The sequence below is a fragment of the Pelagerythrobacter aerophilus genome, assembly GCF_003581645.1.
Lineage (GTDB): Bacteria > Pseudomonadota > Alphaproteobacteria > Sphingomonadales > Sphingomonadaceae > Pelagerythrobacter > Pelagerythrobacter aerophilus.
In genome coordinates this window covers 586,709-608,625 of record NZ_QXFK01000018.1, presented here as the reverse complement: position 1 = coordinate 608,625, position 21,917 = coordinate 586,709, and the positions used below count along the sequence as shown (strand labels likewise).

Genomic DNA, 21,917 nt, shown 5'->3' with positions numbered 1-21,917 from the left:
CTCGGCCCGGCGCCTATCCCCGGGACAACTTTCCAGACCGGCTTTCATCGCCGCGCATCGTGATCGCACCCGCATCGCGTCTGCGCCCGCCGGTCACCGTGTGTCGGACGTAGTTTCAGATGATCGATATTCCCGCGCTCAGGCGCGAATGGCTTTCCAATCTCCGGCGCGACATCCTCGCCGGCACCGTCGTTGCGCTTGCGCTGATTCCCGAAGCGATCGGCTTCTCGATCATTGCCGGGGTCGACCCGCGCGTGGGGCTCTACGCCTCGTTCTCGATCGCGGTGATCATCTCGCTGGTCGGCGGACGCCCCGGTATGATCTCGGCCGCGACCGCTGCCGTCGCCGTGGTCGTCACGCCGCTGATCCGCGAGCACGGGCTCGATTACCTGTTCGCGGCAACGATCCTGATGGGCCTGATCCAGATCGCGGCCGGATACCTGCGGCTGCATCTGCTGATGCAGTACGTTTCGCGTTCGGTGATCACCGGCTTCGTCAACGCGCTGGCGATCCTGATCTTCATGGCGCAGCTCCCCGAGCTGACCGGCGTGCCGATCGCTACCTACGCGTTCGTCGCGGCGGGTCTTGCGATCATCTACCTGTTTCCGCGCCTGACTCGCGCCGTGCCCTCGCCGCTGGTGGCGATCGTGATCCTGACCGTCGTGGTCTATTACGCCGGGTTCGATGTGCGCACCGTCGGCGACATGGGCGAGCTGCCGTCCTCGCTCCCGCAGTGGCTGATACCGGACGTGCCCTTCACGCTGGAGACGCTGCAGATCATCTTCCCCTATTCGGCGACCATGGCCGCCGTCGGCCTGCTCGAATCGATGCTGACGGCCCAGATCGTCGACGACCTGACCGACACCGGTTCGGACAAGCAGCGCGAGATGAAGGGGCAGGGCATCGCCAACTTCTTCACCGGGTTCCTCGGCGGAATGGGTGGCTGCGCAATGATCGGCCAGTCGGTGATCAACGTGAAGTCGGGGGGTGAGACGCGGCTTTCGACATTCGTCGCCGGCTCGTTCCTGCTGTTCCTGATCGTCGTTCTCGGCCCGCTGGTGGCGCGCATCCCGATGGCGGCGCTGGTCGCGGTGATGATCATGGTGTCGATCGGCACTTTTTCGTGGCGCTCGATCCGCGACATCCGCCACCATCCCTGGCAGTCCTCGGTGGTCATGGTGGTGACGGTCGTGGTCGTGGTGTGGACCCACGATCTGGCGCAGGGCGTGGTCGCGGGCGTGATCCTGTCGGGCCTGTTCTTCGCGAGCAAGGTCAAGCGGCTGTTCACCGTCGAGAGCGAGCTCTCGGCCGACGGTGCGACGCGCACCTACCGCGTCGAGGGACAGGTGTTCTTCGCCTCGTCCGACAGCTTCGTCTCGGCTTTCGATTACAGGGAAGTCGTCGACCGCGTTGTGATCGACGTCGGCCGGGCGCACTTCTGGGACATCTCGGCAGTCGGAACGCTCGACAAGGCGATCCTCAAGTTCCGGCGCGAGGGCACCGCGGTCGAGGTCGTCGGACTCAATCCGGCCAGTGCGGTGATGATCGAGCGCTACGCCGTGCATGACAAGCCAGGCGCCGAAGCGCATTCTGGAGGGCACTGATGGGAGAGAAAGCGATGGAACGGGTGCTCGCCGCGATCGACGCGTCCGCCTACACCGAAAGCGTCTGCCGCCTTGCCGCGTGGGCCGCGGCGCGGCTGGAGCTGCCGATCGAACTGCTCCATGTCGTGCAGCGGAGCGATCCAGTCACCGCGCGGCGCGACCTGTCCGGTTCGATCGGGCTCGGGGTCAAGAGCGAGCTGATGGAAGAGCTCGTCCGCTTGTCCGAAGCCGATGCGCGGGCGGAGATCGAGAAGGGGCGCGCCCTCCTTGCCACTGCCGAGGCGCTGCTGCGCGAGGCGGGCGCGGCGAACGTCGTCCCGCTGCACCGCCATGGCGGGATCGTCGAGACGATCCTCGAACGCGAGCAGGAGGCGCGGGTCGTGGTCATCGGCAAGCGGGGCGCGAGCCACGAGTTCGCCAGCGATCATATCGGGTCGAAGATCGAGCGCGTCGTACGCGCGAGCAGCAAGCCGGTGCTGGTCGCCGCTCGCGCATTCCATGAACCGCGGCACGTGGTGCTCGCCTACGACGGCAGCCCCGCCGCCGGGCGCGCGCTGGAGCGTCTGGCGAACTCGCCGCTGTTCGCCGCGCTGCCGGTGACCATGGTCATGGCCGAGGCGCGCGGAGAAGGCGACCGGGACCAGCTCGAACGCGCGGCCGCGTCGATCGCCGGCGGACGGTCCGTGGAAACGTTGGTCGAACGCGGCAAGGCCGAGCAGGCGATCGGGGAGATCGTCGCCGGCATCGAGGGCGCGCTGCTGATGATGGGCGCCTACGGCCATTCGCCGATCAGGACGATGATCGTCGGCAGCACGACGACAGCGATGATCCGCACAGTGAAGGCGCCGGTGCTGTTGGTGCGCTGACAAGCCGCTTCGGTGCCGCTAGGGTCCCGCGTTCAGAGATTGGACGAGGGGACTTCTATGATGCGCAAACTGGCGGTTCTGGGCGCGAGCCTTCTGGTGTTTCAGGCGCAAGCCGGATTGGCGCAGGAGCCGCAGGAGCCGCAGGAACCGCAGGAAGCCTCCGCTTCCGAGAGCTCGGCGGAGCAGCGCCCTGACGCGGCCATGTCGGGTTCCGCCGTGGGCACCGACCGCAGCGGGCCCGAGCGGCGCTTCACCGGCGCGGACCTGTTCGACCTCGCCATCGCCGCCGATCCGCAGATCAGCCCCGACGGGCGCCACATCGCCTATGTCCGCCGCTCGAACGACATCATGTCCGACCGGACGGTGAGCACGATCTGGCTGATCGACACCCGCACCGGGGAGGAAGTGCCGATCGCCGGCCGCGGAGGCGATGCCTTTTCGCCCCGCTGGTCGCCCGACGGGGACCGCCTCGCCTATGCATCGACCGAAGGCGGCAGTCCGCAGCTCTGGGTGCGCTGGATGCAGGGCGGGGAGGCGGTGCGCCTCACCGGTCTGCCCACGAGCCCGTCGAACCTGACCTGGTCGCCCGACGGCCGCTCGATCGCCTACACCATGCTGGTCAAGCAGGAGGGGCCGAAGCTCGGCGCGGCGCCGGTGGACAAGCCCGAAGGCGCCGAATGGGCCGAACCGCTCGAGGTCCACGACCTTCTGACCTACCGTGCCGACGGGCAGGGCTATATCGAGCCGGGCTTCGAGAAAGTCTTCGTCGTCCCCGCCACCGGCGGCGCGCCGCGCCAGCTCACTTTCGGCCGTTACCACGACGGCGGACCGCTGAGCTGGTCGCCCGACGGCAGCACGCTCTACTTCGGCGCCAACCGCAATGCCGCCTGGCAGACCGATCCGCTGGAAGGCGAGATCTACGCGCTCGACGTGGCGACCGGCGGCCTCACCCGGCTGACCGATCGCGACGGTCCCGACGGCAGCCCGCTCGCCTCGCCCGACGGGAAGCTGATCGCCTACCTCGGCTTCGACGACGCGCTACGCGCCTATGAGAACAGCAACCTCTACGTCATGAACCGCGACGGTTCGGGCCGCCGCAACCTGACCGCCGACTGGGACTTCAGCGCCGCCAGCATCGCCTGGGACGCCGACGGCCGCGGCATCTACGTTCAGTACGACGAGCGGGGCGAGACCAAGGTCACGCGCGTGGGTCTCGACGGATCGGTTCGCGACGTGGCCGAGGGGCTGTCGGGCGGCGGGTTCGACCGCCCCTACACCGGCGGCAGCTTCTCGGTCGCCGCGGACGACAGCATCGCCTTCACCGGCGGAACCCCGACACGCCCCGCGGAAGTGCAGATCGCCCGCGGCGGCAAGGGGCGCATGCTGACCGACCTCAACCGTTCGCTGCGCGCAGTGAAGGCGCTCGGCGAAGTGCGCAAGATCACCGCCGCATCGAGCCACGACGGGCTTGAGATCGACGGCTGGCTGACTCTGCCGCCCGGCTATGTCGAAGGGCAGCGCGTGCCGCTGATCCTGGAAATCCACGGCGGCCCCTTCGCCGCTTACGGCCCGCATTTCTCGACCGACAACCAGCTCTATGCCGCCGCCGGCTATGCCGTGCTTTCGGCCAACCCGCGCGGCTCGACCAGCTACGGAGAAGCCTTCGCCAACCAGATCGACAAGGCCTATCCCGGCAACGACTACTTCGACCTGATGAGCATCGTCGACCAGGCGATAGCGCTGGGCATCGCCGATCCCGACGCATTGTTCGTCACCGGGGGCTCGGGCGGCGGCGTGCTGACGAGCTGGATCGTCGGCAAGACCGACCGCTTCAAGGCGGCGGTCACGCAGAAGCCGGTGATCAACTGGACGACGCAGGCGCTCACCGCCGATGGCCCGGCGTTCTTCGGCCGCTACTGGCTCGGCGCCCAGCCGTGGGAAGATCCGGACACCTATTGGAAGCTCTCGCCACTGTCGCTGGTCGGCAACGTCGAGACGCCGACGCTGGTCGTGGTCGGTAGCGAGGACTACCGCACGCCGGTCAGTGAATCCGAGCAGTACTACACGGCGCTGCGCCTGCGCGGCGTACCGACGGCGCTGGTCAAGGTGCCCGGCGCCAGCCACGGCGGCATCGCCGCGCGCCCCTCGCAATCGGCCGCCAAGGCCTCGGCCATCCTCGCCTGGTTCGCCCGCTATCGCGAGGGCTGGGAGCGGCCCGCCGCGGCGGCGAACTGACGGCGCGGGCGGATATTTCGGCCGCGGAATGTCCTGGCATTCCGCGGCGTCGGTTCGTAACGAGCGGGCGAGCTACGACGGAGAAGGCATGACGTTCCGGATCGAAGGTTTCGACTTGGGGCGCTTCGTGCGCGACACGCTGGCGGAGGATCTGGGCGAGGGCTTGCCCGGCGGCGGACGCGACGTCACGAGCGAGAGCGTGATCCCCGCCGCGGCGCGCTTTTCCGGGGTGATGGATACGCGCGACGCGATCGTGGTGGCGGGCTTGCCGATCGCCGCGGCTTTCTTCCGCGCGCTCGATCCGGAGATCGAGATCGAGGTGCTGGCGGAAGAGGGCGCGCGGGTGCCCGCGGGCACCGACCTCATGCGCCTTTCGGGCAAGGCGCGGGCCATGCTCACGGCGGAGCGCAGCGCGCTCAATACCGTGCAGCACCTCTCGGGCATCGCGACGATGACGCACGCCTATGTCGATGCGATGGGCGATGCACGCTGCGTGCTGCTCGACACCCGCAAGACGATCCCCGGCCTGCGCCATCTGGAGAAATACGCCACCCGCGCGGGCGGTGCGCAGAACCACCGCATGGGGCTGTGGGACGCGGCGATGATCAAGGACAACCACGTCCTCGTCGCCGGCGGCGTCGCCGAGGCGGTGTGCCGCGCGCGCGAGGCCGGGGTCGCGACCATCATCTGCGAGGTCGACCGGCTCGACCAGATCGAGCCCGCTCTGGAGGCAGGCGCGCACCACCTGCTGCTCGACAACATGGACCCCGCGACCCTGCGCGAGGCGGTCGCCGTTGTCGCCGGCCGCGTCCCGACCGAGGCAAGCGGCGGCATCGACCTGACGACCATCGCTGCCAAGGCTGCAACGGGCGTCGACTACGTCTCCGTCGGCCGCCTGACCCAGAGCGCGCCCGCGGCGGACATCGGGCTCGATTTCACTCCGATCTGATTGCGCCTCGCGCTTCCATGCGTATGATGCCGCTGCAAGACGCAAGGGGGGATAATATGCGGCCGCAATCTATCAAGATGTTCGACTACCTGCTGCTCGGCTCACTCGTTCTGGGGACGGTGAATTTCGCCTTCAGTTTCGGCGATACCATGGAAGTTCTCCAATCCGACCCGGCCGTGGCCGAGGTCGGGCTGGGTGCGGGTTTCGCCATCGGCACTTTTGCCGTCGGTATGCTCATCACCCTGCTGCTGTGGTTCTTCATCTCTCGCATGCGCAGCAAGATCGCGAAGTGGATCCTCATCGCATTCACCGTCCTGGGAATCATCATGCTCCCCGGATCGCTTGCCCAGATGCCGAGCGCCACGATGATCGCATCAGTCGTGATCACAGTGATGCAGGTGGCTGCGATCTACTTCCTTTTCCGGCCGGACGCGAAAGCCTGGCTCGACCGAAAGGAAGTCGACTCCTCCACGTTCGAGTGAGTTCGCGTCGGGTCGCCGCCGTCGCCGGGTTTCTGGCCACGGCCATCGCCGCGCCGGCGTATGCGCAGGCCTATCAATGTCAGGTGCCGCGCAGCGTTTCGGTGCCCGAGGTCGCGCGGGAGGGGCCGGTGCGGCAGGTGCCGGTGCGGGGATATACGCTGGCGCTGTCGTGGTCGCCCGAGTTCTGCAAGGGGCGCGAAGGGCAGGCGGCGCAGCGAATGCAGTGCTCGGGCCGTAACGGACGCTTCGGGTTCGTGGTTCACGGGTTGTGGCCGGAGGGGCGCGGCACCTGGCCGCAGTGGTGCCCAACCGCGCGGCGCGTGTCGCCGGCAGAGGTGCGGCGGAACTTGTGCATGATGCCCTCCGCCGCGCTCGCGGCGCGGCAGTGGACCAAGCACGGCAGTTGCATGGTCGCGAAGCCCGAGACCTACTTCAAGGTCACCCGCATCCTGTGGAACAGCCTGCGCTTTCCCGACATGGACCGGCTCTCGCGGCAGGAGGGGCTGACGGCAGGTGCGATCCGCGAACGGTTCCTGCTCGCCAACCGCGGCTGGCGGGCGGATGCGGTGGGAGTGCATCTCGACCGGCGGGGTTGGCTGGAGGAGTTGCGGCTCTGCTACGGCAGGGACTTCCGGCCAACGAAGTGCGACGCCCGGCGATATGGCGCGAGGGATTCGGCGCCGGTGAAGATCTGGCGGGGATTGTAGGGCGGCGGCTACCGCCGCTCGCGGAAGAAGGCGCGCAGCAGGTTGGCCGCCTCGGCTTCGCCCATGCCCGAATAGACCTCCGGCCGGTGCAGGCTCTGCGGGTGGTCGAACACGCGCGCGCCATGTTCGACCGCGCCTCCCTTGGGATCGGGCGCGGCGTAGTAAAGGCGGGCAATGCGGGCGTGGACGATCGCACCGGCGCACATCGCACAGGGCTCGAGCGTGACCCACAGTTCGCAGCCGGCCAGGCGTTCGTCGCCCAGGGCTGAGGCGGCGGCGCGGATCGCGGCGATCTCGGCATGGGCGGTCGGGTCGTGCGCCGCGCGCGGGGCGTTGCGGCCCTCGCCGACGATCGCGCCATCCCGCACCACGACCGCCCCGATCGGCACTTCGCCGGCATCTGCGGCCTCTTGCGCGAGGGCCAGCGCGCGTTGCATGGGGTCGGGGATCGGCCAGCGGCTCATGGCATGGGGGCTAGCCGCACCCCGCACCGGGCGCAACGCGCTTGACGATTCGCATAGGCCCCGCTAAGCGCGCCGCTTTCCGGGACGGGCATGGCCTACAGTCCCATCAGATCACGAACGAGAGATTTTCCCATGTCGCGCATCTGCGAACTGACCGGCAAGGGCCGCCAGGTCGGCCACAACGTGAGCCACGCCAACAACAAGACCAAGCGTGTCTTCCTGCCGAACCTGCAGCACGTCACGCTGATGAGCGAGAAGCTGGACCGCAGCTTCAAGTTCCGCGTCTCGACCCACGGTCTGCGCTCGGTGGAGCACAACGGCGGCCTCGACAACTGGCTGCTCAAGACCGGCGATGAGAAGCTCAGCGCGCGCGCGCTTAAGGTGAAGCGCGAGCTCAAGAAGGCGCAGACCGCCGCCTGATCCGCGCGGCGCCTGCGGGCACCCTCGCGAGCAGGATTTCGAAAAGGGCGTGCGAAGTGATTCGCGCGCCCTTTCGCTGTGTCCGGCGTCAGGGCGTCCAGCGCAGCCGATAGAGAAGCGTGCGCTGGAGCACGGCGGTGTTGTCGTCGCTGATGAGCCACACGGTCACCGATCCGTCGGGGCGAGGGACGGCGGCGATTCCTTCGAAGTTATCGGCCGGCAGCGGGGCCGCGATCGCGCCGATGTCGCGCCCGCGCCAGACCTTGTCGGCGCGGATCTCGTCCGGATCCGCCACCGCGATGCGCACGGCGAAGGCATAGGGCAACCCTAGCGTGACCGCCCGGTGGAGGATCAGCACCCGGCCGTCAGGCAGCGGCGTGGCATCCACCGGGCGGTAGCCTGCCGGGGGCGCGTAGCGGAATTCGACCGGAGCGGCGCCTTCAACGGGATCGCCGGGAAACAGCAGCCCCTCATGGCTCCGCTCCGACCAGTCGGAACGCCCCTCCTGCAGAACGAGGAAGCGCCCGTCCGATAGCCGCGCCAGCGCCTCGGGGCCGCTGTTGCTCGACCAGCCTTCCATCGCCGGCGGAGAGATCGACTCGCCCTCGACCAGCTCCCGGCCGAAGCGGACGATCGAATTGCGCCCTTCGTATGCGACCCAGATGTGGTCCGCCGCCGGGTCGCTGGCCAGCGCTTCGGCGTCCACGGCGTGCTTGTTCTCGGTAGCCTCACCGCCGATCGCCCCGAATTCGGGCGGCTGCGGGGCGGCGCCGGGCGGGGCGAAGCGCAGGAAACGCCCGCGGTCGCTGGCGGCGAGAAGGCGCCCGTCCGGCAGGGCGAGCAGGGCGGAATAACCGCCGAAGTGGCTGTTCGCGCTGCGCAGTTCCCACACCCCTTCGATCGCGAATTCGCCGATGCGGGATTGGTCGACCTCGACAGGCGTGATTTCGAGGATGGGCCGCAAGTCCTGCACCGGCACCGTGCGCAGCCACGTACCGGGCGCTGCGAGCACCACGACCGCGAGGATCGCGAGGAGCCGGATTCGCGTGGGGCGGCGCATGGCCGTGCGGGTCGCCGTTCCTCGCCGGCCGGTCAAGCGGTCACGGCATCGGGCCGAGGAAAAGCAGCGGGTCGAGACGCGCGTCGCGCCACTTGAGGCTCCAGTGCAGATGTGGCCCGGTCGCGCGGCCGCTGGAGCCGATGTTGCCGATGTACTGCCCCCGGCGCACGACCTGGCCTTCCTTCACGGCGATCCGCGAGAGGTGGAGGAAGGCGCTATTGAGCCCCTGCCCATGGTCGATAATCAGCAGGTTGCCCTCGAGACTGAAGGGCTGGTCGGTCGCGAGCACCACCACACCGTCGGCGGGCGCGACGAACGGCGTGCCGCTCTCGCCCGTCGCGATGTCGAGGCCCGAGTGATAGGCGCCCGGTTCGCCGCGGTAGACGCGCTGCGAGCCGAAGCGGCCGGAAATTCGTCCGGTCACCGGCCAGATGAAATCCTGCCGCCAGCCGTCGATATCCGATTCGATCTCGCGCGCGGCGTAGATCTGCTCCAGCTCCGGCCGCCGGATCTTCATGAACGCCTCGCTCGCCCCGCCGGACCGGCGTGCGACGTTCACGTGCTCGATGTTCCAGTCACGCGGGCTGACGGTGATCGGGCTCTCGATCGTGCGTCCGTTGGAGAGGGTGGCGACGAGCCTGGCCGACGGTTCAGCATCGCGGTCGAAGGCGGCGAAGAAGCGGCCCTCGGCGTCGAGCGCAAGCTCCTGCTCGCCGAGGCGCGCGGAGACCGTTCCGGCCGGGGCCTGCCCACGGATCCAGCCGCCCTGCGTCGCCTCGCCCTGGAAGAGAAAGGTCGTCGGGCCGGGCAGCGGAGTGGGGGTGGGGCTGGGCATGGGACTTGGCGTCGGGCTCGGCACGGGTGCCGGGATCGGCTGGACCACGGCGTCCGGAACCTCGGGCGATGGAATGCAGCTCGCGAGCGCGGCGGTGGCTGCAAGGCCGGTCAGCGCGCGAAGGGAAAAGGCCGCGCGGCTCATTCGCCCGAGGACGAGTCGTGCGTCAGGCGCCGCGTGGCGATCTCGGCACTGGCATAAGGTTCCTGCCGGTCGACGCTCCAGTAGCGCAGCTCCTCCAGCGGGATGGCCTCGCCCGTGACGGCGCAGAACACGTGCTGACCGGGGCGCATCACGCGAAAGCCATTGGGGCCGTAAGCGAGCTTCGCTTCGCCGTTGCTGCCGGAATTCATCAACATGGCCATCGCCCTAGCAAGTCATTCGAGATCGAACAAATCGTCCTGCCGCGGCGGTGCGCCGGCAGGGCGTTTGGGCACTTTGCGCGGCGGCGGGTTGCCGAGCGCTGAACCGGCGGGCACGACGGGGAGAAGGCCGTCGGCAAACTCGATCTCGAGTCGGGCCTGCACGGCTGCGGCGCTGCGCGAACGCACGAGCTCCCCGCCCGCATCCTTCACCAGCACGAACCCGCGCGCGAGCGGCGCCTTGGGGTTGAGCGAGGCGTGCAGGCGTTCGAGCGCCGCGAAACGCTCGCGCTCGCGCTGGAGGCGGGCGGTGGCGAGCAGGGGCGTGAGGCGCGCGGCGTCCAGCCGATCCTGCGCGCGGTCGATCCGGTGGCGGAGGCTGGCCGGTGAGAGCCGCGCCGCATCGGCCTGCAGCCGCTCGCGCGCCTGCGCTGCGCGGTCCTTGAGCCCGCGGCGCAGGCGCTCTGCCAGCTCGTCGAGCTTCTGCGCCTGCGGCTGGAGCAGCGCCTCGGGCTTAGGTAGGCGCTGGACGCGCGCTTCCAGCCGCTCGCGTCCGATCGCCACCGGGCGCAGGATTGCGCGGCGCTTGCGCGCGGCGAAGTCGGCGACGGTTGCCGCGAGCTCGCCGCGCACCGGCACCGCTATCTCTGCTGCCGCCGTAGGGGTCGGCGCGCGGCGGTCGGCGGCATGATCGGCGAGCGTCGTGTCGGTCTCGTGCCCGACCGCGGAGATCACAGGAATCGGGCTTTCGGCGATCGCGCGGACCACGATCTCCTCGTTGAAGCTCCACAAGTCCTCGATCGATCCGCCGCCGCGCGCGACGATCAGCAGGTCGGGGCGCGGCACCGGGCCGTCCGCCGCCAGGGCGCCGAACCCGCGCACCGCGGCGGCGACCTGCTCGGCCGAACCTTGCCCCTGCACCAGCACCGGCCAGACGACGACATGGCTTGGAAACCGGTCTGCCAGGCGGTGCAGGATATCGCGGATCACCGCGCCGGTCGGGCTGGTGACGACGCCGATCGTGCGCGGCAGGAACGGCAGCGGCCGCTTGCGCTCGGGAGCGAAGAGGCCCTCCGCTGCAAGCCGCTGGCGCGTCTTCTCCAGCAGCGCGAGCAGCGCGCCTTCACCGGCGATCTCCAGGCTGTCGATGACGATCTGGTATTTCGAGCGGCCGGGATAAGTCGTCAGCTTGCCGCTGGCGACGACTTCCAGCCCGTCCTCCGGCACGAAGGTGAGCCGCTGCGCCGTCGTGCGCCACATGACCCCGTCGATCACCGCGCCTTCGTCCTTGAGGCAGCAATAGACGTGGCCCGAGGCGGCGCGCTTCACCCCGGAAAGCTCGCCGCGCAGCCGCACGAAGCCGAACCGGTCCTCGACCGTTCGCTTGAGCAGGTTCGATATTTCCGTGATCGAGAGCGGCGCGGCGTTGTCCCCTTTGGCCGAGCGCGCTACGAGCCCGCCGTTACTGCCACCATCGTCGAAATCTGGAGCGGCCATGAACATCCTTCTGCTGGGCTCGGGCGGGCGCGAACATGCGCTGGCGTGGAAGCTGGCGCAATCCCGCCTGCTGTCGCGACCCGAGGATAAGTTCTACGCCGCGCCCGGCAACCCCGGGATCGCCGACCATGCCGAATGCGTCGCGCTCGATGCCACCGATCACGCCGCTGTGATCGCCTTCTGCGAGGACAAGCGCATCGGCCTGGTCGTGATCGGGCCGGAGGCGCCGCTGGTCGACGGGCTGGCCGATTCGCTGCGCGGCGAGGGAGTCGCGGTGTTCGGCCCTTCAAAGGCCGCCGCGCAGCTCGAGGGGAGCAAGGGGTTCACCAAGGATCTGTGCGAACGAGCGGGCATTCCGACCGCCGGCTACGTCCGCACCACATCGCTCGACGAAGCCAAGGCTGCGCTCGGCCGGTTCGAGGCGCCCTATGTGCTCAAGGCCGATGGGCTCGCCGCGGGCAAGGGCGTGGTGATCGCGCAGGACCGCGCCGAGGCCGAAGCCGCGCTGGCCGACATGTTCGGCGGCCAGTTCGGAGAAGCCGGCGCCGAAGTCGTGATCGAGGAATTCATGGAAGGCGAGGAAGCGAGCTTCTTTGCCCTCACCGACGGCGCTACGATCCTGCCGTTCGGCACGGCGCAGGATCACAAGCGCGTCGGCGACGGGGACACGGGCCCGAACACGGGCGGCATGGGCGCCTACAGCCCGGCCAAGGTGCTGACGCCTGCGATGCACGGCGAGGTGCTCAAGCGCATCATCGTGCCGACGGTGAAGACCATGGCCGACGAAGGCATGCCCTACTCGGGCGTGCTCTACGCCGGGCTGATGCTGACCGACGACGGGCCCAAGCTGATCGAATACAACTGCCGCTTCGGCGATCCCGAGTGCCAGGTCCTGATGATGCGGCTGGAGAGCGATCTGGGCGAACTGATGCTCGCCTGCGCCACCAGCAGCCTTGCCACGCAGCCGCCGGTCAAGCGTTCGGAGAAGGCGGCGCTGACGGTCGTCGTGGCCGCCAACGGCTATCCCGGCGCGCCCGAGAAGGGCGGCGCGATCGAGCTCGGCCAGGCGGAAGCGGAAGGCGCCAAGGTCTTCCACGCCGGCACCCGGCTGGAGGGGGACACGCTCGTCGCCAGCGGCGGGCGGGTGCTCAACGTGACGGCGTGCGGCGCCGATGTCACCGCCGCGCAGGCGGTGGCCTACCGGGCAGTCGACGCGATCGACTTCCCGAGCGGGTTCTGCCGCCGCGATATCGGCTGGCGCGAGGTCGAGCGCGAAGCGGGCCAGTAACGCGCGGTCAGCGGGCCGGGCCGGCGACGGTCAGCGACATCCGCGATCCGCTGTGCGCGATTTCGGCTTCGATCCCGAACACATGGGCGAGTCGCTCTGCCGTCATCGTCTCGGCGACGCTGCCGTCGGCGACGATCCGGCCGTTCTTCATCCAGATAAGCCGGTCGGCGTAGCGCGCGGCGAGCGTGAGGTCGTGGACCACGGTGAGCACCCCGCGCCCCTCGTGCGCGGCGGCGGCGAAGAGCTGCGCGACCTCGTGCTGGTAGCGCGGGTCGAGCGCGGCGACCGGCTCGTCCGCCACCAGCAGCGGCGCTTCCGCCGCCAGCGCCCGCGCGAGGTGGACCCGCGCCAGCTCGCCGCCGGAGAGCGTGTCGGCAGCGCGGTCTTCGAACCCGGCGAGGCGGCAGGCCGCGATCGCGCGCGCGACCGCCGCGGCGTCCTCTGCCGCGAGCCGACCAGGCGCCGCGCCGTAGGCGAAGCGGCCGAGGGCGATCACGTCGCGCACCGGCATGGGCCAGGCGAGCGGGCGGGTCTGCGGCAGGTAGGCCGCCTTGCGCGCGCGGGCCATCGGCGAAAGACTGCGGACGCTGGCGCCGTCGATCAGCGCTTCGCCCGCAGCTGGGGCGAGGAGGCCGAGCGCGAGCCGCAGCAGGGTCGACTTGCCCGAGCCGTTGGGGCCGATCAGCATGGTCAGCTCGCCCGGTTCGAGCCGGAAGCTCGCGTCTTCGACCAGCGGCCGCCCCTCGGCGCGGTAGGCGAGCCCGCGGGCTTCGAGTACGCTCATCGCACGAGCCTCCCGCGCGCGGCGATCCAGACGAAGATCGGCGCCCCGATCAGCGCGGCGACCACGCCCAGCCGCAGCTCGGAGTCGGTCGACAGAAGCCGCACGCCGATATCGGCGAGAACCAGCACCAGTGCGCCGAGCAGGGCCGAAGGCGCCAGCAGGCGCGCCGGATCGTAGCCGACGAACGGCCGGACGAGATGCGGCGCGACGATGCCCACGAAGCCGATCGCGCCCGCGAGTGAGACCGCTGCGCCGGTCGCCAGCCCCGCGCCGAGGATCACCGCGAGCCGCTGCCGCCTGAGATCTAGCCCGACCCCCTCGGCGGCCTCCTCCCCCAATGCCAGTGCCGCGAGGCCCCGGCGGGTCGTAAGCAGGATCGCGCCGCCGATCGCAAGGAACGGCGCGGCATAGGCGAGATCGGCGAAGCTGCGATTGGCGACCGTGCCCAGCGTCCAGTTGATCATGTCGGCCAGCGTGAAGGGATTCGGCGCGAGGTTCATCAGCAGCGCCATCAGCGCGGCGGAGAAGCTCGACAGGCCGATGCCGACGAGGATCAGTGTCACGGCCGAGCGGGTCCGCAGCGCCGCGACCGCCACCACCAGCGTCGCCGCCAGCGCCCCCGCGATCGCGGCGAGGGGCAGGACCAGCGGTCCGGCCCCGGCGAGGCCGAAGAACAGCACGAACGTCGCGAACAGCGCGGCGGTGGCGGAGACGCCGAGAATGCCCGGCTCGGCGAGCGGATTGCGCAGCAGGCCCTGCAGCGCCGCGCCGCTCATGCCCAGCGCCGCGCCCACCACGGCGGCGGCGAGCGCGCGGGGCAGGCGGATCTGCCAGACGACCAGCGTATCCCCCGGATTCCCTTGCAGGCCCAAGGCGCTCAGCACCCGCACGGGCGACAGCGGCACCGAGCCGAGCAGCAGGGCGAGCAGAACCGCGCCGACCAGCGCGAGCACGAGCAGGGCGTTGGCGCGGGCTGTCATTGCGCTTCCCCCTGCGCCGCGTGCGACAGGGCTTCGATCGCGTCGATCAGGAACCAGCCGCCGCAGCTCGTCCAGGCGCCTTCGAGCGGCACGACGGGCCGGTTCTCGAGCTGCGCGCGGGCGACCGGATGGCGCGCGGCGCTCCAGATTTCAGCCTGGCTTTCGACTCCCTCGTAGAACGCCGCGGCGACCACGTCCGGGTGTTCGTAGGCGAGCCGTTCGAGCGGGAGGGTATTCCAGCCGGGGCGATCCTGGAAATTGGCGAGGCCCGCGGTGCGCAGGATCTCGTGAACCAGCGTTCCCTCGCCCGAGGTCATGCCTCCCGGCGTCATGTAGAGCGCGGTGCGGCGCTTCTCGGGCGGCGCGGGCAGGGCGGCGAGGCGGCGGTCCATGTCGGCCGCAACCTGCCGTGCCTCATCCCCCGCCCCGAGCGCGCTGCCGACGCGCAGGACCTCGTCGCGCACCTCGGCGATCGTCTGCGGAAAGCCGATCTGGACCACCGGCACGCCGAGTTCCTCAAGGAACGGCACCACGTCGGCGCCTCCGCCGAAGGAGCGAACCACGAGATCGGGCTGGAGCGCGAGAATATCGGCGGTGCGCGGCCGCACTGTCGGCAGTCCCTCCGCCTCGGCGCGCATGTAGGAAAAGCGCTCCGCCGCGTAGGGCGACAGCGCGAGGATCGCATCGCGCTCGGCGAAGCGGAGCACGTACTGGTCGGCGCAATAATCGAGGCTGACGATGCGCTGCGGCGCGGCGCCGGGCGCGGCGGACGGTTCAGGCGCCGAAGCGCAGCCGCTGAGGACGAGCACCGCAAGCGCGGCAAGGCCTGCCGCCAGCCGGCTCCTTCGCAATATGCCTTCCGCTGCATCGCGCATGGCGGAACCCCGATCGCGCGCGGGGAGGCTCGGAACCCCGCATCGCCTGGACAGTCTTGGCCCGCCGGGGGCTGCTCACCCCCGGCGCCGGTAGCCCGGCCGATGGCTGTCGCTTCTGCGGGAAAACGCGTTTCCCGTCCGATCGAGCTTACCCGGCTCCCCGGACGAACGACGCGACGGCAGGTCTCCTGGCTTGCGGATCGGCGCCCCTGGGCCGTCTTCCCGGAAAATCATTCCGTTTTCGGAACGATTTCCAGTGACGTGATGGCCCGGGGCTCCCCGCCTACAGTTGCGGGCACAGCGCCGGCATCGCACCGGCTTCCCTCTTAGCCGCCCGTGCGTGAAGCGCGTGCGGCACCGTCTGGCGCGGCACTTGCGGCGCGCGAGCGCCGATTGTCAATGCCGGAGCGGATCAATCCTCCGCCATCGCCTTGCGCATCTGCGCGAGGGCGGCGGCCTTGAGCTGGTGCACGCGCGGCACGCTGACGCCGAGCACGTCGGCGATTTCCGACAGGTTCAGTTCCTCGACGAAGTAGAGCTGGATCACGAGCTGGTGCCGCTCGCCGAGCGAGCCGAGCGCGGCGATCAGGATCTCGCGGTCCTCCTGCTGGAGAACCTGCCGCTCCGCATCGGGTTCGTGCGAGGCGAAGGCCGTGTCGCTTTCCGAATAGCACTCGTCGAGCGAGTTGAGCCGTGTCTCGACCAGATCGCTTTCGAGCCGGCGGAAGTCTTCGACCGCCATCCCGAGCGTGTCGGCGAGTTCGGCGGAAGAAGGTTCGCGCCCCAGCGCAGTGTGGAGCTTCGCCCGGGCGCTCTCGATCATGCGCCGCTTGGCGCGCGCGCCGCGCGGATCGGGCGAGGCGCTGCGCAAGAGGTCGACCATCGCGCCCCGTACGCGCAGCTTGGCATAGGCGGCGAAGCCGTCCTCGCTCGGCGAATCGTGTTTCTGCGCGCATTCGGTCAGCGCGACGAGGCCGGCCTGCATCAGGTCCTCGACATCGACGGTCGGGCCGCCGCTGCCCGACAGGTGCCAGGCAAGCTTGCGGACCATCGGCAGGAACCGGGTGACCCGGTCGCCGACATTGCCGCAATAGGCCTCCGCCACGGCAAATTCGGAATGGTCGTACCTCATGCGGCCAAGGGCTCCCTGTCCATATCCGGCGCCGGCTGCGGGGCCTGCGCCTGCTCATCGCCGCCGACGACGCCGATCACTTCGATCGGCTGGGCGACGGGCAGTTCGTTGATCGAAAGGACCGCGCAGCCCGGTGCGCGCAGGCGCAGCAGGCCGGCCAGCGGGCGGCGGGCGCGCGGCTGGACGATCAGCGCGGGTTTGCCCGCGCCGGCCGGGCGGCTCGCGACGATCGCGGCGATCCGCTCGCCGATCGAGCGGGCGAGATCGGGCTCGATGACGACGTTTCCGCTTGCCGGGTCCTGCAGCCCGCCGACGACCATCTCCTCCAGCTCGGCGGCGAGGGTGATGACCGGCAGGCGTTCGTCCGGCGCGCACAGGCTGCCGACCAGCATCGGGCCGAGATCGGCGCGGAGCATGTCGACCAGGCGGTCGTGATCGGTCGTCTGCTGCGCCGCCTGCGACAGGCTGCCGAGAATCGGCAGCGGATGCGCGAGCGAGATGCCGTCGGCGAGCAGCGCGCGCAGCAGGCGGGTGACCGCGGCGAGCGAGAGCGGCTGCGGCGTGATCGTCTCGACCATCTGCGCATTTCGCTCGCGCACCATGTCGAGCAGCTCGCGCACCTGGTCGGGGCCGAGCAGGTCTTGTGGCCGGGCGGAAAGGAGCTGGTTCACATGGGTCGCGACCACGCTTTCCGGGTCGACCACGAGATAGCCCTCGGCCACCGCGAGATCGCGCGTCGCGGCATCGATCCACACGGCGGGGCAGCCAAAGCTGGGATCGCGGGTCGCTTCGCCGGGAAGCTGGGCCAGTTGGCCCGCCTCGCCGGTGTCGATCGCCAGCATGCGGTCGGGGCGAAGCTGGCCCGAGCCGAGCGGCGCACCGCCCAGCGTCACGCGGTAGCGATCGGGCGCCAGGTCGAAGCTGTCCTTGATGCGGAACTGCGGCACGATGAAGCCGAACGACTGGCACAGTTGCCGCCGCAATCCAGTGAGGCGCGAGACGAGCGGGGCGCCGCGCCGGTCGTCGGCGAGATGGACCAGCCCGAAGCCGAGCTCGATCGTCACCAGCGCCTGTTCGGAAATGTCGCCGATCGCGATCCGCGTCGGGTCGGGGGCGGGCTCGGCTTCGGCGACCGGCACGAAGGCCTTGCGCCGCTTGAGCGTGCGCCACAGTGCGAAAGCGCCGGCAGCCAGCGGCAGGAAGACCGACTGCGGCATGGCCGGGATCATGCCCATGGCCGCGAGGATGCAGCCGACCGGAAGCCAGATGCCGGGCTCGGCAAGCTGGCCGCCGATCTGCCCGGTGAGGTCGCGGTTGTCCGAAACGCGGGTCACGATGACCGCCGCGGCGATCGAGAGCAGCAGGGCGGGAACCGAAGCGACGAGCGCGTCGCCGACGGCCAGGGTAACGTAGAGCTCGCCCGCTTCGTTCGCCGACAGGCCATGCGTCGCCATGCCGAGCACGAACCCCGCCACGATGTTGACGAACAGGATCAGCAGCGCCGCGATCGCGTCGCCCTTCACGAACTTGCTGGCACCGTCCATCGAGCCGTAGAAATCCGCCTCGGTCGCGATCTCGCGGCGGCGGGCCTTGGCTTCGTCGGCCGTCATCAGGCCGGCGGCGAGGTCGGCGTCGATCGCCATCTGCTTGCCGGGGAGGGCATCGAGCGTGAAGCGTGCGGAGACTTCCGACACGCGGCCTGCGCCCTTGGTCACGACGACCAGGTTGATGATCATCAGGATCATGAAGACGAACAGACCGACGGCGAAGCTGCCGCCGATCAGGAAGGCGCCGAAGGCCTCGATCACTTTGCCGGCCGCGGCCTCGCCCTCGTGTCCGTTCATCAGCACGACGCGCGTGGAAGCGACGTTGAGCGCCAGGCGCAGCAGCGTCGCGAACAGCAGGACCGAGGGGAACGACGAGAAGTCGAGCGGCTTTTCCGCGTTCATCGCCGCCATCAGCACCGCGACCGAGAGCGCGATGTTGAGCACGAAAAACAAGTCGAGCATAGCCGGCGGGATCGGCACGACCATCAACACGATGATCGTCAGGATGCCGACCGGCAGCGCCATCGAGGGCGCGAGGAACGAGCGCCAGGTCACAGCCCGAACGCTCGGAACTTGCCGTAGGCTTCGCCCACGTGCCGCGCGGCGCGGCTATCGAGGCCGTTGGAGCCGCCGAAGGTCGTCTGCAGGGTTTCGGCCATCGAGGGGCGCGGCGCGGGCCCGGCGGGCTCGGCGGCGAACGTGCGGCGCGCCTGGGTGAAAGCGGCCGATGGCGTCGACGGCAGATAAGTGCCGGTCGCCGGTGGCGCGCCATCGCCCTGCTTGGCGGCTTCGACCTTGCCGCGCACCAGGTCCATGACCTCGCCGACCGAGCGCGAGCGCCCGCCCTGGTAGAAGATCGCTGGGTTGGCCTGCGCGGGCTTGGGAAACAGCGCCGCGGCGGGCGACAGCGGATTGTCCTGCAAGGCGCCGAGGAAACCCTTGGCGCCGCCTGCCCCCAGGAAATGCGCGAGATAGAGCTCGGCGTGGTCGGGTTCGCGCCCGAGGAAGCCGCGCAGTTCGCCCGCATTGTCGCGCGCAAGCTCGGCCGCCATCAGGGATGAGACTTCGGGATCGAAGCGCAGCGCCATGATCTGCGCCCGCGCCCCGGCGTCACCGACTTTCGCGCGGCCGCCTTCCTGAACGATGGCAGCTTCGGCCCAGTCGAGCCCGTGCGACTTGCCGTGGCGGTCGAGCGTTTCGAGCCAGGTCGAGGAAATGAACTGGTAGAGCCCCGATGCGCTCGAGGTGCGCGCGCGGGCATTGCTGTCGAGGTTGGACTCGATCTTCGCCTGCGCCAGCAGGTAGTCGAAATCGACCCCGGTCGCGGCCGACGCGCGGGCGATCGATGCCTGCACGTTGTCGGGCGGCGCTGCGCTGCGCTGGACTGATGTGACCCCTGACAAGGTAATCCCCGGCTTGGTTGTACTCGCCGGGGTTCAAGCAAGAGGTGTGCCAATCAGGCGTAGTAGGGCATCTCCCGTGCCACCGAGGGGCGGCCTGTGCCGTAGAGGCTGATGCGGCCCGTGAGCGAGCCCAGGCGGGCGTCGACGTTGGCGGCGATCAGGTTGCGGATCTTGCGGTTGATCTCGTTGAGGCGCGCAACGGCGTCGAGCAGGCCGCGGCATTCCTCGTCCAGCGCGTCTTGCGCCTGACTTTCGATCGCCTCGCACAGCTCCAGCTTGCCGTCGGAGCAGTCGAGGATGGAATCGAGGTCGAGGGCGGCAAGCGCCTGCCGCTCGCTTTCGAGAAGGGCAAGCATTTGCCGGAGCGCATCGCGAAGGGAGGGGCGCAGGGGCTGGTTCTCGGTCATCGCTCGTTCCTCGGCATGAAGCCCGCGGCGATCATCGCATCGGCGGTCTTGCGCGGATCGAGCCGGTAGCGGCCCTGCTCGATCGCCTGGCGGAGTTCGGTCACGCGCTCGCGGTCGACGGGCGCTTCGGTTCCGGCGAGGCCGACGCCGTTGAGGGCGACCCCGGCCGCCCGATCGGCATCGGTGCCGGCGGGCCGCGCGCGCTCGCCGTGCGAAACGGGCGCAGTGCCCTTCGCCCGCAGGCTGCGCAGGATGCCGTTCGGCCCGTGCATGTCGATCCGGTCCATCGGTTCGCTCCGTTCGTGTACCGGAACCTAGGACGGCGGGGGGCGTGGGCGTTTAAGGGGTCCGCCGGGAATTTGCCGCTCGGGGCGAGCTTACGGCAATTCGACGCCGACCCGGCCGGGCTGGATCACCCGCGCGCGGATCGTGTTGCGCTTGTCGCCCGCGGGGCGGACGCGGATCCATTCTCCGACCGCGCCGCCTTCGAGCGCCTCGCCCTGGCGGGAAACGGTGAAGCCGCTGCCCTGGACGGCGATCGAGACCGCCTCGCCCCGGGCGATCACCGGTTCGGCCCTGGCCGCTGCCCGCCCGGCCGCGACCGGTACGAACAGCCGCCAGCCGCCCGCCACCGGGCAGCGCACGAGCACCGTGCTGTTGGCGTTGCCGTACCATTCGAGCGCGAGCGGCATAGGGCACTGCGTCAGCTTGAGCCGCCGGTCGACCGGCAGGCGCGCGCCGCCCTCGGTGCCTTGCGGGGCGCCGGTGAACTGCGCGACCGCACGGTCGATGCTGGCGAGATCGTGGAAGCCGGCGGCGAGCGCCGGAACCGCAGTGCCGAGCGCGCCGGCGAGAATTGCTGCTGGGATCAGTCGCATGATGTCACCTTCCGATGTCGCTTTCCTGCGGCGCGCGCGGCGCCGTGCGTACGGGCGTCTCTGCAATCCCCGTGCCAGATGCGCGGCCGTCGAAGTCGAGCACGGCGACCAGCTCGCTCGCCGGTCCGGGTTCGACCACGATCCGGGCGCTGTGTCCGGCCGCCCCTGCCTCGCTGGCGAGAGCGACCGCCGCAGCGGCGGCTTCGGCGTTGCCGCCGGCGACATAGTGGGCGATGATGGTCAGGTTCTGGCGCGCGTCGCGCGGCTGCTCGGCGAGCCAGTCCGCCAGCGGCGGTGCGTTCGGCGCCGCACGGTAGATGGCGAGGGGTTCGCCGCGCGCGGGGACGGGGCTGCCGACTTCTACCGGATCGGCCGTCTCGGGCCGTTCGGCCATTGCCGCGGCGGTGACCATGAACAGGATCAGCGCGAGATCGGCGAGCGTGGTCTGCCAGCCCGCGCGGGCGGTCGAGAGGATCATGCCGCGGCCTTTTCGACCGCATCCGTGGGTTCGCGGGGGATCGACCGCTCGACCGCGGCGGCCAGCCAGTCGATGAGCTCCTGCCGTTCGCGCTCTTCCGCGCGTGCGCGTCGTGCGAGTCCGGCGGCCAGCGGCGCGAAGACGAAGTTCGCGAACACGAGGCCGTAGAGCGTGGTGATGACGGCCGTGCCGATCGAGCGGGCGTAGTCCGCGTCCGCCGCCGCCGCGAAGCCGCCGAGGGCAACGAGCGTTCCGGCCAGGCCGAGCACTGGTGCCAGTTCCGCCGCCTCGCCCAGCACGCGCGCGGCGCTTTCCGCCGCCGCCTGCCGCCGCTCGCGATGGCGGGCATGCTCCTCGTGCAGCGCCTTGATCGAACGGTGGCGGATCAATGCCTCGCTCAGGTCGTCAAATTCGCCGTCGCCGAAATGGTGCGGCTCCGCGCGCAGAATGCCGTCCTCGCCGATCTCCTGCACCTGAGCGGCGAGCTCGGCGCGGACGTGCGTGCTGTCGAACGGGCGGGCCGCGAGCCGCGCGAGCGTGCGCAAAGCCGCGCGTGCGTCACGCCAGCCGCAGCGCAGCAGGGTCGCGGCCAGGGTTCCTCCCAATACGATCGCCGCCGAAAGCGGATCGAGCAATTGCATGATGTCCACGTGGTTCTCCTTGT

General features: G+C 70.0%; 24 protein-coding genes, 1 riboswitch and 1 other annotated feature (1 of these 26 cut by a window edge). Of the genes, 8 read left to right on the top strand and 16 right to left on the bottom strand.

Features of this window, described 5'->3' with window-relative positions; translation table 11 throughout:
* Positions 1-30: a sequence feature (sul1 is cis-regulatory element that is thought to sense ions involved in sulfur or methionine metabolism; They are found in Alphaproteobacteria), on the top strand; it begins 24 nt to the left of the window's first position.
* 89 nt (positions 31-119) lie between these two features.
* From D2V04_RS13680 to D2V04_RS13655, 6 genes are all read left to right on the top strand, one after another.
* Entirely contained in the window at positions 120-1,604 is a 1,485-nt protein-coding gene (locus D2V04_RS13680) for a SulP family inorganic anion transporter (protein WP_119514219.1), read from the top strand.
* Positions 1,604-2,470 (top strand): universal stress protein, encoded by an 867-nt coding sequence (locus D2V04_RS13675; protein ID WP_228766444.1) that lies wholly within the window; start codon positions 1,604-1,606, stop codon positions 2,468-2,470. Before D2V04_RS13680 ends, D2V04_RS13675 begins: the two co-directional genes overlap by 1 nt.
* Before the next feature lie 60 nt (positions 2,471-2,530).
* On the top strand, positions 2,531-4,705 hold the full coding sequence (locus D2V04_RS13670) for a S9 family peptidase (RefSeq protein WP_119514312.1): 2,175 nt from the start codon (positions 2,531-2,533) through the stop codon (positions 4,703-4,705).
* Between the two features lie 88 nt (positions 4,706-4,793).
* A complete protein-coding gene (gene nadC, locus D2V04_RS13665; protein WP_119514311.1) occupies positions 4,794-5,654 on the top strand; it encodes a carboxylating nicotinate-nucleotide diphosphorylase in 861 nt (286 codons plus the stop codon).
* 56 nt (positions 5,655-5,710) lie between these two features.
* The gene (locus tag D2V04_RS13660) at positions 5,711-6,136 is read left to right on the top strand and encodes a hypothetical protein (RefSeq protein ID WP_147391829.1); all 426 of its coding nucleotides are present in this window, start codon (positions 5,711-5,713) and stop codon (positions 6,134-6,136) included.
* Entirely contained in the window at positions 6,133-6,843 is a 711-nt protein-coding gene (locus D2V04_RS13655) for a ribonuclease T2 family protein (protein ID WP_228766443.1), read from the top strand. The genes D2V04_RS13660 and D2V04_RS13655 overlap by 4 nt, the downstream gene beginning before the upstream one ends.
* Positions 6,844-6,851: 8 nt before the next feature.
* On the opposite strand, the gene tadA is transcribed toward D2V04_RS13655, so the two are convergent.
* The gene (tadA, locus tag D2V04_RS13650) at positions 6,852-7,307 is read right to left on the bottom strand and encodes a tRNA adenosine(34) deaminase TadA (RefSeq protein ID WP_119514217.1); all 456 of its coding nucleotides are present in this window, start codon (positions 7,305-7,307) and stop codon (positions 6,852-6,854) included.
* Positions 7,308-7,439: 132 nt separating this feature from the next.
* On the opposite strand from tadA, the gene rpmB reads away from it, so the two are divergent.
* Positions 7,440-7,727: a 50S ribosomal protein L28 gene (gene rpmB / locus D2V04_RS13645; RefSeq protein ID WP_119514216.1), complete on the top strand. Its 288-nt coding sequence runs from the start codon at positions 7,440-7,442 to the stop codon at positions 7,725-7,727.
* Between the two features lie 88 nt (positions 7,728-7,815).
* On the opposite strand, the gene D2V04_RS13640 is transcribed toward rpmB, so the two are convergent.
* From D2V04_RS13640 to xseA, 4 genes are read right to left on the bottom strand one after another with little or no spacing between them, the layout of a single operon-like run.
* On the bottom strand, positions 7,816-8,787 hold the full coding sequence (locus D2V04_RS13640) for an esterase-like activity of phytase family protein (protein WP_119514215.1): 972 nt from the start codon (positions 8,785-8,787) through the stop codon (positions 7,816-7,818).
* Between the two features lie 40 nt (positions 8,788-8,827).
* Entirely contained in the window at positions 8,828-9,766 is a 939-nt protein-coding gene (locus D2V04_RS13635) for a M23 family metallopeptidase (RefSeq protein WP_119514214.1), read from the bottom strand.
* Positions 9,763-9,981 (bottom strand): DUF2093 domain-containing protein, encoded by a 219-nt coding sequence (locus D2V04_RS13630; protein WP_119514309.1) that lies wholly within the window; start codon positions 9,979-9,981, stop codon positions 9,763-9,765. Before D2V04_RS13630 ends, D2V04_RS13635 begins: the two co-directional genes overlap by 4 nt.
* Positions 9,982-9,999: 18 nt before the next feature.
* Positions 10,000-11,481, bottom strand: coding sequence for an exodeoxyribonuclease VII large subunit (gene xseA / locus D2V04_RS13625; RefSeq protein WP_119514213.1), 1,482 nt, complete (start codon positions 11,479-11,481; stop codon positions 10,000-10,002).
* Here xseA and purD point away from each other — a divergent pair.
* Positions 11,480-12,769, top strand: coding sequence for a phosphoribosylamine--glycine ligase (purD, locus tag D2V04_RS13620; protein ID WP_119514212.1), 1,290 nt, complete (start codon positions 11,480-11,482; stop codon positions 12,767-12,769). The genes xseA and purD overlap by 2 nt on opposite strands.
* A 7-nt stretch (positions 12,770-12,776) precedes the next feature.
* Here purD and D2V04_RS13615 read toward each other — a convergent pair whose 3' ends face one another.
* From D2V04_RS13615 to D2V04_RS13565, 11 genes are all read right to left on the bottom strand, one after another.
* Complete coding sequence (locus D2V04_RS13615) at positions 12,777-13,553, bottom strand: ABC transporter ATP-binding protein (RefSeq protein WP_119514211.1); 777 nt, start codon at positions 13,551-13,553, stop codon at positions 12,777-12,779.
* Positions 13,550-14,533 (bottom strand): FecCD family ABC transporter permease, encoded by a 984-nt coding sequence (locus D2V04_RS13610; protein WP_119514210.1) that lies wholly within the window; start codon positions 14,531-14,533, stop codon positions 13,550-13,552. Before D2V04_RS13610 ends, D2V04_RS13615 begins: the two co-directional genes overlap by 4 nt.
* Complete coding sequence (locus tag D2V04_RS13605) at positions 14,530-15,408, bottom strand: ABC transporter substrate-binding protein (protein WP_119514209.1); 879 nt, start codon at positions 15,406-15,408, stop codon at positions 14,530-14,532. The genes D2V04_RS13610 and D2V04_RS13605 overlap by 4 nt, the downstream gene beginning before the upstream one ends.
* A gap of 175 nt (positions 15,409-15,583) precedes the next feature.
* Positions 15,584-15,770: riboswitch (cobalamin riboswitch) on the bottom strand.
* A gap of 50 nt (positions 15,771-15,820) precedes the next feature.
* On the bottom strand, positions 15,821-16,540 hold the full coding sequence (locus D2V04_RS13600) for a sigma-70 family RNA polymerase sigma factor (protein WP_119514208.1): 720 nt from the start codon (positions 16,538-16,540) through the stop codon (positions 15,821-15,823).
* Complete coding sequence (locus D2V04_RS13595; RefSeq protein ID WP_119514308.1) at positions 16,537-18,612, bottom strand: flagellar biosynthesis protein FlhA; 2,076 nt, start codon at positions 18,610-18,612, stop codon at positions 16,537-16,539. Before D2V04_RS13595 ends, D2V04_RS13600 begins: the two co-directional genes overlap by 4 nt.
* Positions 18,613-18,638: 26 nt before the next feature.
* Entirely contained in the window at positions 18,639-19,490 is an 852-nt protein-coding gene (locus D2V04_RS13590; protein WP_228766442.1) for a lysozyme family protein, read from the bottom strand.
* 53 nt (positions 19,491-19,543) lie between these two features.
* Positions 19,544-19,897, bottom strand: a complete 354-nt coding sequence (locus D2V04_RS13585; RefSeq protein WP_228766441.1) for a hypothetical protein — start codon at positions 19,895-19,897, stop codon at positions 19,544-19,546.
* Positions 19,894-20,184, bottom strand: a complete 291-nt coding sequence (locus tag D2V04_RS13580) for a flagellar biosynthesis anti-sigma factor FlgM (protein ID WP_228766440.1) — start codon at positions 20,182-20,184, stop codon at positions 19,894-19,896. The genes D2V04_RS13585 and D2V04_RS13580 overlap by 4 nt, the downstream gene beginning before the upstream one ends.
* Positions 20,185-20,274: 90 nt before the next feature.
* Positions 20,275-20,775, bottom strand: a complete 501-nt coding sequence (locus tag D2V04_RS13575; protein ID WP_119514207.1) for a flagella basal body P-ring formation protein FlgA — start codon at positions 20,773-20,775, stop codon at positions 20,275-20,277.
* 4 nt (positions 20,776-20,779) lie between these two features.
* A complete protein-coding gene (locus tag D2V04_RS13570) occupies positions 20,780-21,253 on the bottom strand; it encodes a hypothetical protein (protein WP_119514206.1) in 474 nt (157 codons plus the stop codon).
* Positions 21,250-21,894: a MotA/TolQ/ExbB proton channel family protein gene (locus D2V04_RS13565; protein WP_119514305.1), complete on the bottom strand. Its 645-nt coding sequence runs from the start codon at positions 21,892-21,894 to the stop codon at positions 21,250-21,252. Before D2V04_RS13565 ends, D2V04_RS13570 begins: the two co-directional genes overlap by 4 nt.
* Positions 21,895-21,917 lie beyond the last annotated feature (23 nt).

Coding starts and splice junctions, on each gene's coding strand:
- D2V04_RS13615 (WP_119514211.1), bottom strand. CDS start 13,553: ATGAGCGTACTCGAAGCCCGCGGGCTCGCCTACCGCGCCGAGGGGCGG.
- D2V04_RS13660 (WP_147391829.1), top strand. CDS start 5,711: ATGCGGCCGCAATCTATCAAGATGTTCGACTACCTGCTGCTCGGCTCA.
- purD (WP_119514212.1), top strand. CDS start 11,480: ATGAACATCCTTCTGCTGGGCTCGGGCGGGCGCGAACATGCGCTGGCG.
- D2V04_RS13640 (WP_119514215.1), bottom strand. CDS start 8,787: ATGCGCCGCCCCACGCGAATCCGGCTCCTCGCGATCCTCGCGGTCGTG.
- D2V04_RS13670 (WP_119514312.1), top strand. CDS start 2,531: ATGCGCAAACTGGCGGTTCTGGGCGCGAGCCTTCTGGTGTTTCAGGCG.
- D2V04_RS13580 (WP_228766440.1), bottom strand. CDS start 20,184: ATGGACCGGATCGACATGCACGGGCCGAACGGCATCCTGCGCAGCCTG.
- D2V04_RS13675 (WP_228766444.1), top strand. CDS start 1,604: ATGGGAGAGAAAGCGATGGAACGGGTGCTCGCCGCGATCGACGCGTCC.
- D2V04_RS13610 (WP_119514210.1), bottom strand. CDS start 14,533: ATGACAGCCCGCGCCAACGCCCTGCTCGTGCTCGCGCTGGTCGGCGCG.
- D2V04_RS13630 (WP_119514309.1), bottom strand. CDS start 9,981: ATGTTGATGAATTCCGGCAGCAACGGCGAAGCGAAGCTCGCTTACGGC.
- D2V04_RS13600 (WP_119514208.1), bottom strand. CDS start 16,540: ATGAGGTACGACCATTCCGAATTTGCCGTGGCGGAGGCCTATTGCGGC.
- D2V04_RS13570 (WP_119514206.1), bottom strand. CDS start 21,253: ATGATCCTCTCGACCGCCCGCGCGGGCTGGCAGACCACGCTCGCCGAT.
- xseA (WP_119514213.1), bottom strand. CDS start 11,481: ATGGCCGCTCCAGATTTCGACGATGGTGGCAGTAACGGCGGGCTCGTA.
- nadC (WP_119514311.1), top strand. CDS start 4,794: ATGACGTTCCGGATCGAAGGTTTCGACTTGGGGCGCTTCGTGCGCGAC.
- tadA (WP_119514217.1), bottom strand. CDS start 7,307: ATGAGCCGCTGGCCGATCCCCGACCCCATGCAACGCGCGCTGGCCCTC.
- rpmB (WP_119514216.1), top strand. CDS start 7,440: ATGTCGCGCATCTGCGAACTGACCGGCAAGGGCCGCCAGGTCGGCCAC.
- D2V04_RS13635 (WP_119514214.1), bottom strand. CDS start 9,766: ATGAGCCGCGCGGCCTTTTCCCTTCGCGCGCTGACCGGCCTTGCAGCC.
- D2V04_RS13605 (WP_119514209.1), bottom strand. CDS start 15,408: ATGCGCGATGCAGCGGAAGGCATATTGCGAAGGAGCCGGCTGGCGGCA.
- D2V04_RS13575 (WP_119514207.1), bottom strand. CDS start 20,775: ATGCGACTGATCCCAGCAGCAATTCTCGCCGGCGCGCTCGGCACTGCG.
- D2V04_RS13585 (WP_228766441.1), bottom strand. CDS start 19,897: ATGACCGAGAACCAGCCCCTGCGCCCCTCCCTTCGCGATGCGCTCCGG.
- D2V04_RS13595 (WP_119514308.1), bottom strand. CDS start 18,612: ATGGCGCTGCCGGTCGGCATCCTGACGATCATCGTGTTGATGGTCGTG.
- D2V04_RS13565 (WP_119514305.1), bottom strand. CDS start 21,894: ATGCAATTGCTCGATCCGCTTTCGGCGGCGATCGTATTGGGAGGAACC.
- D2V04_RS13680 (WP_119514219.1), top strand. CDS start 120: ATGATCGATATTCCCGCGCTCAGGCGCGAATGGCTTTCCAATCTCCGG.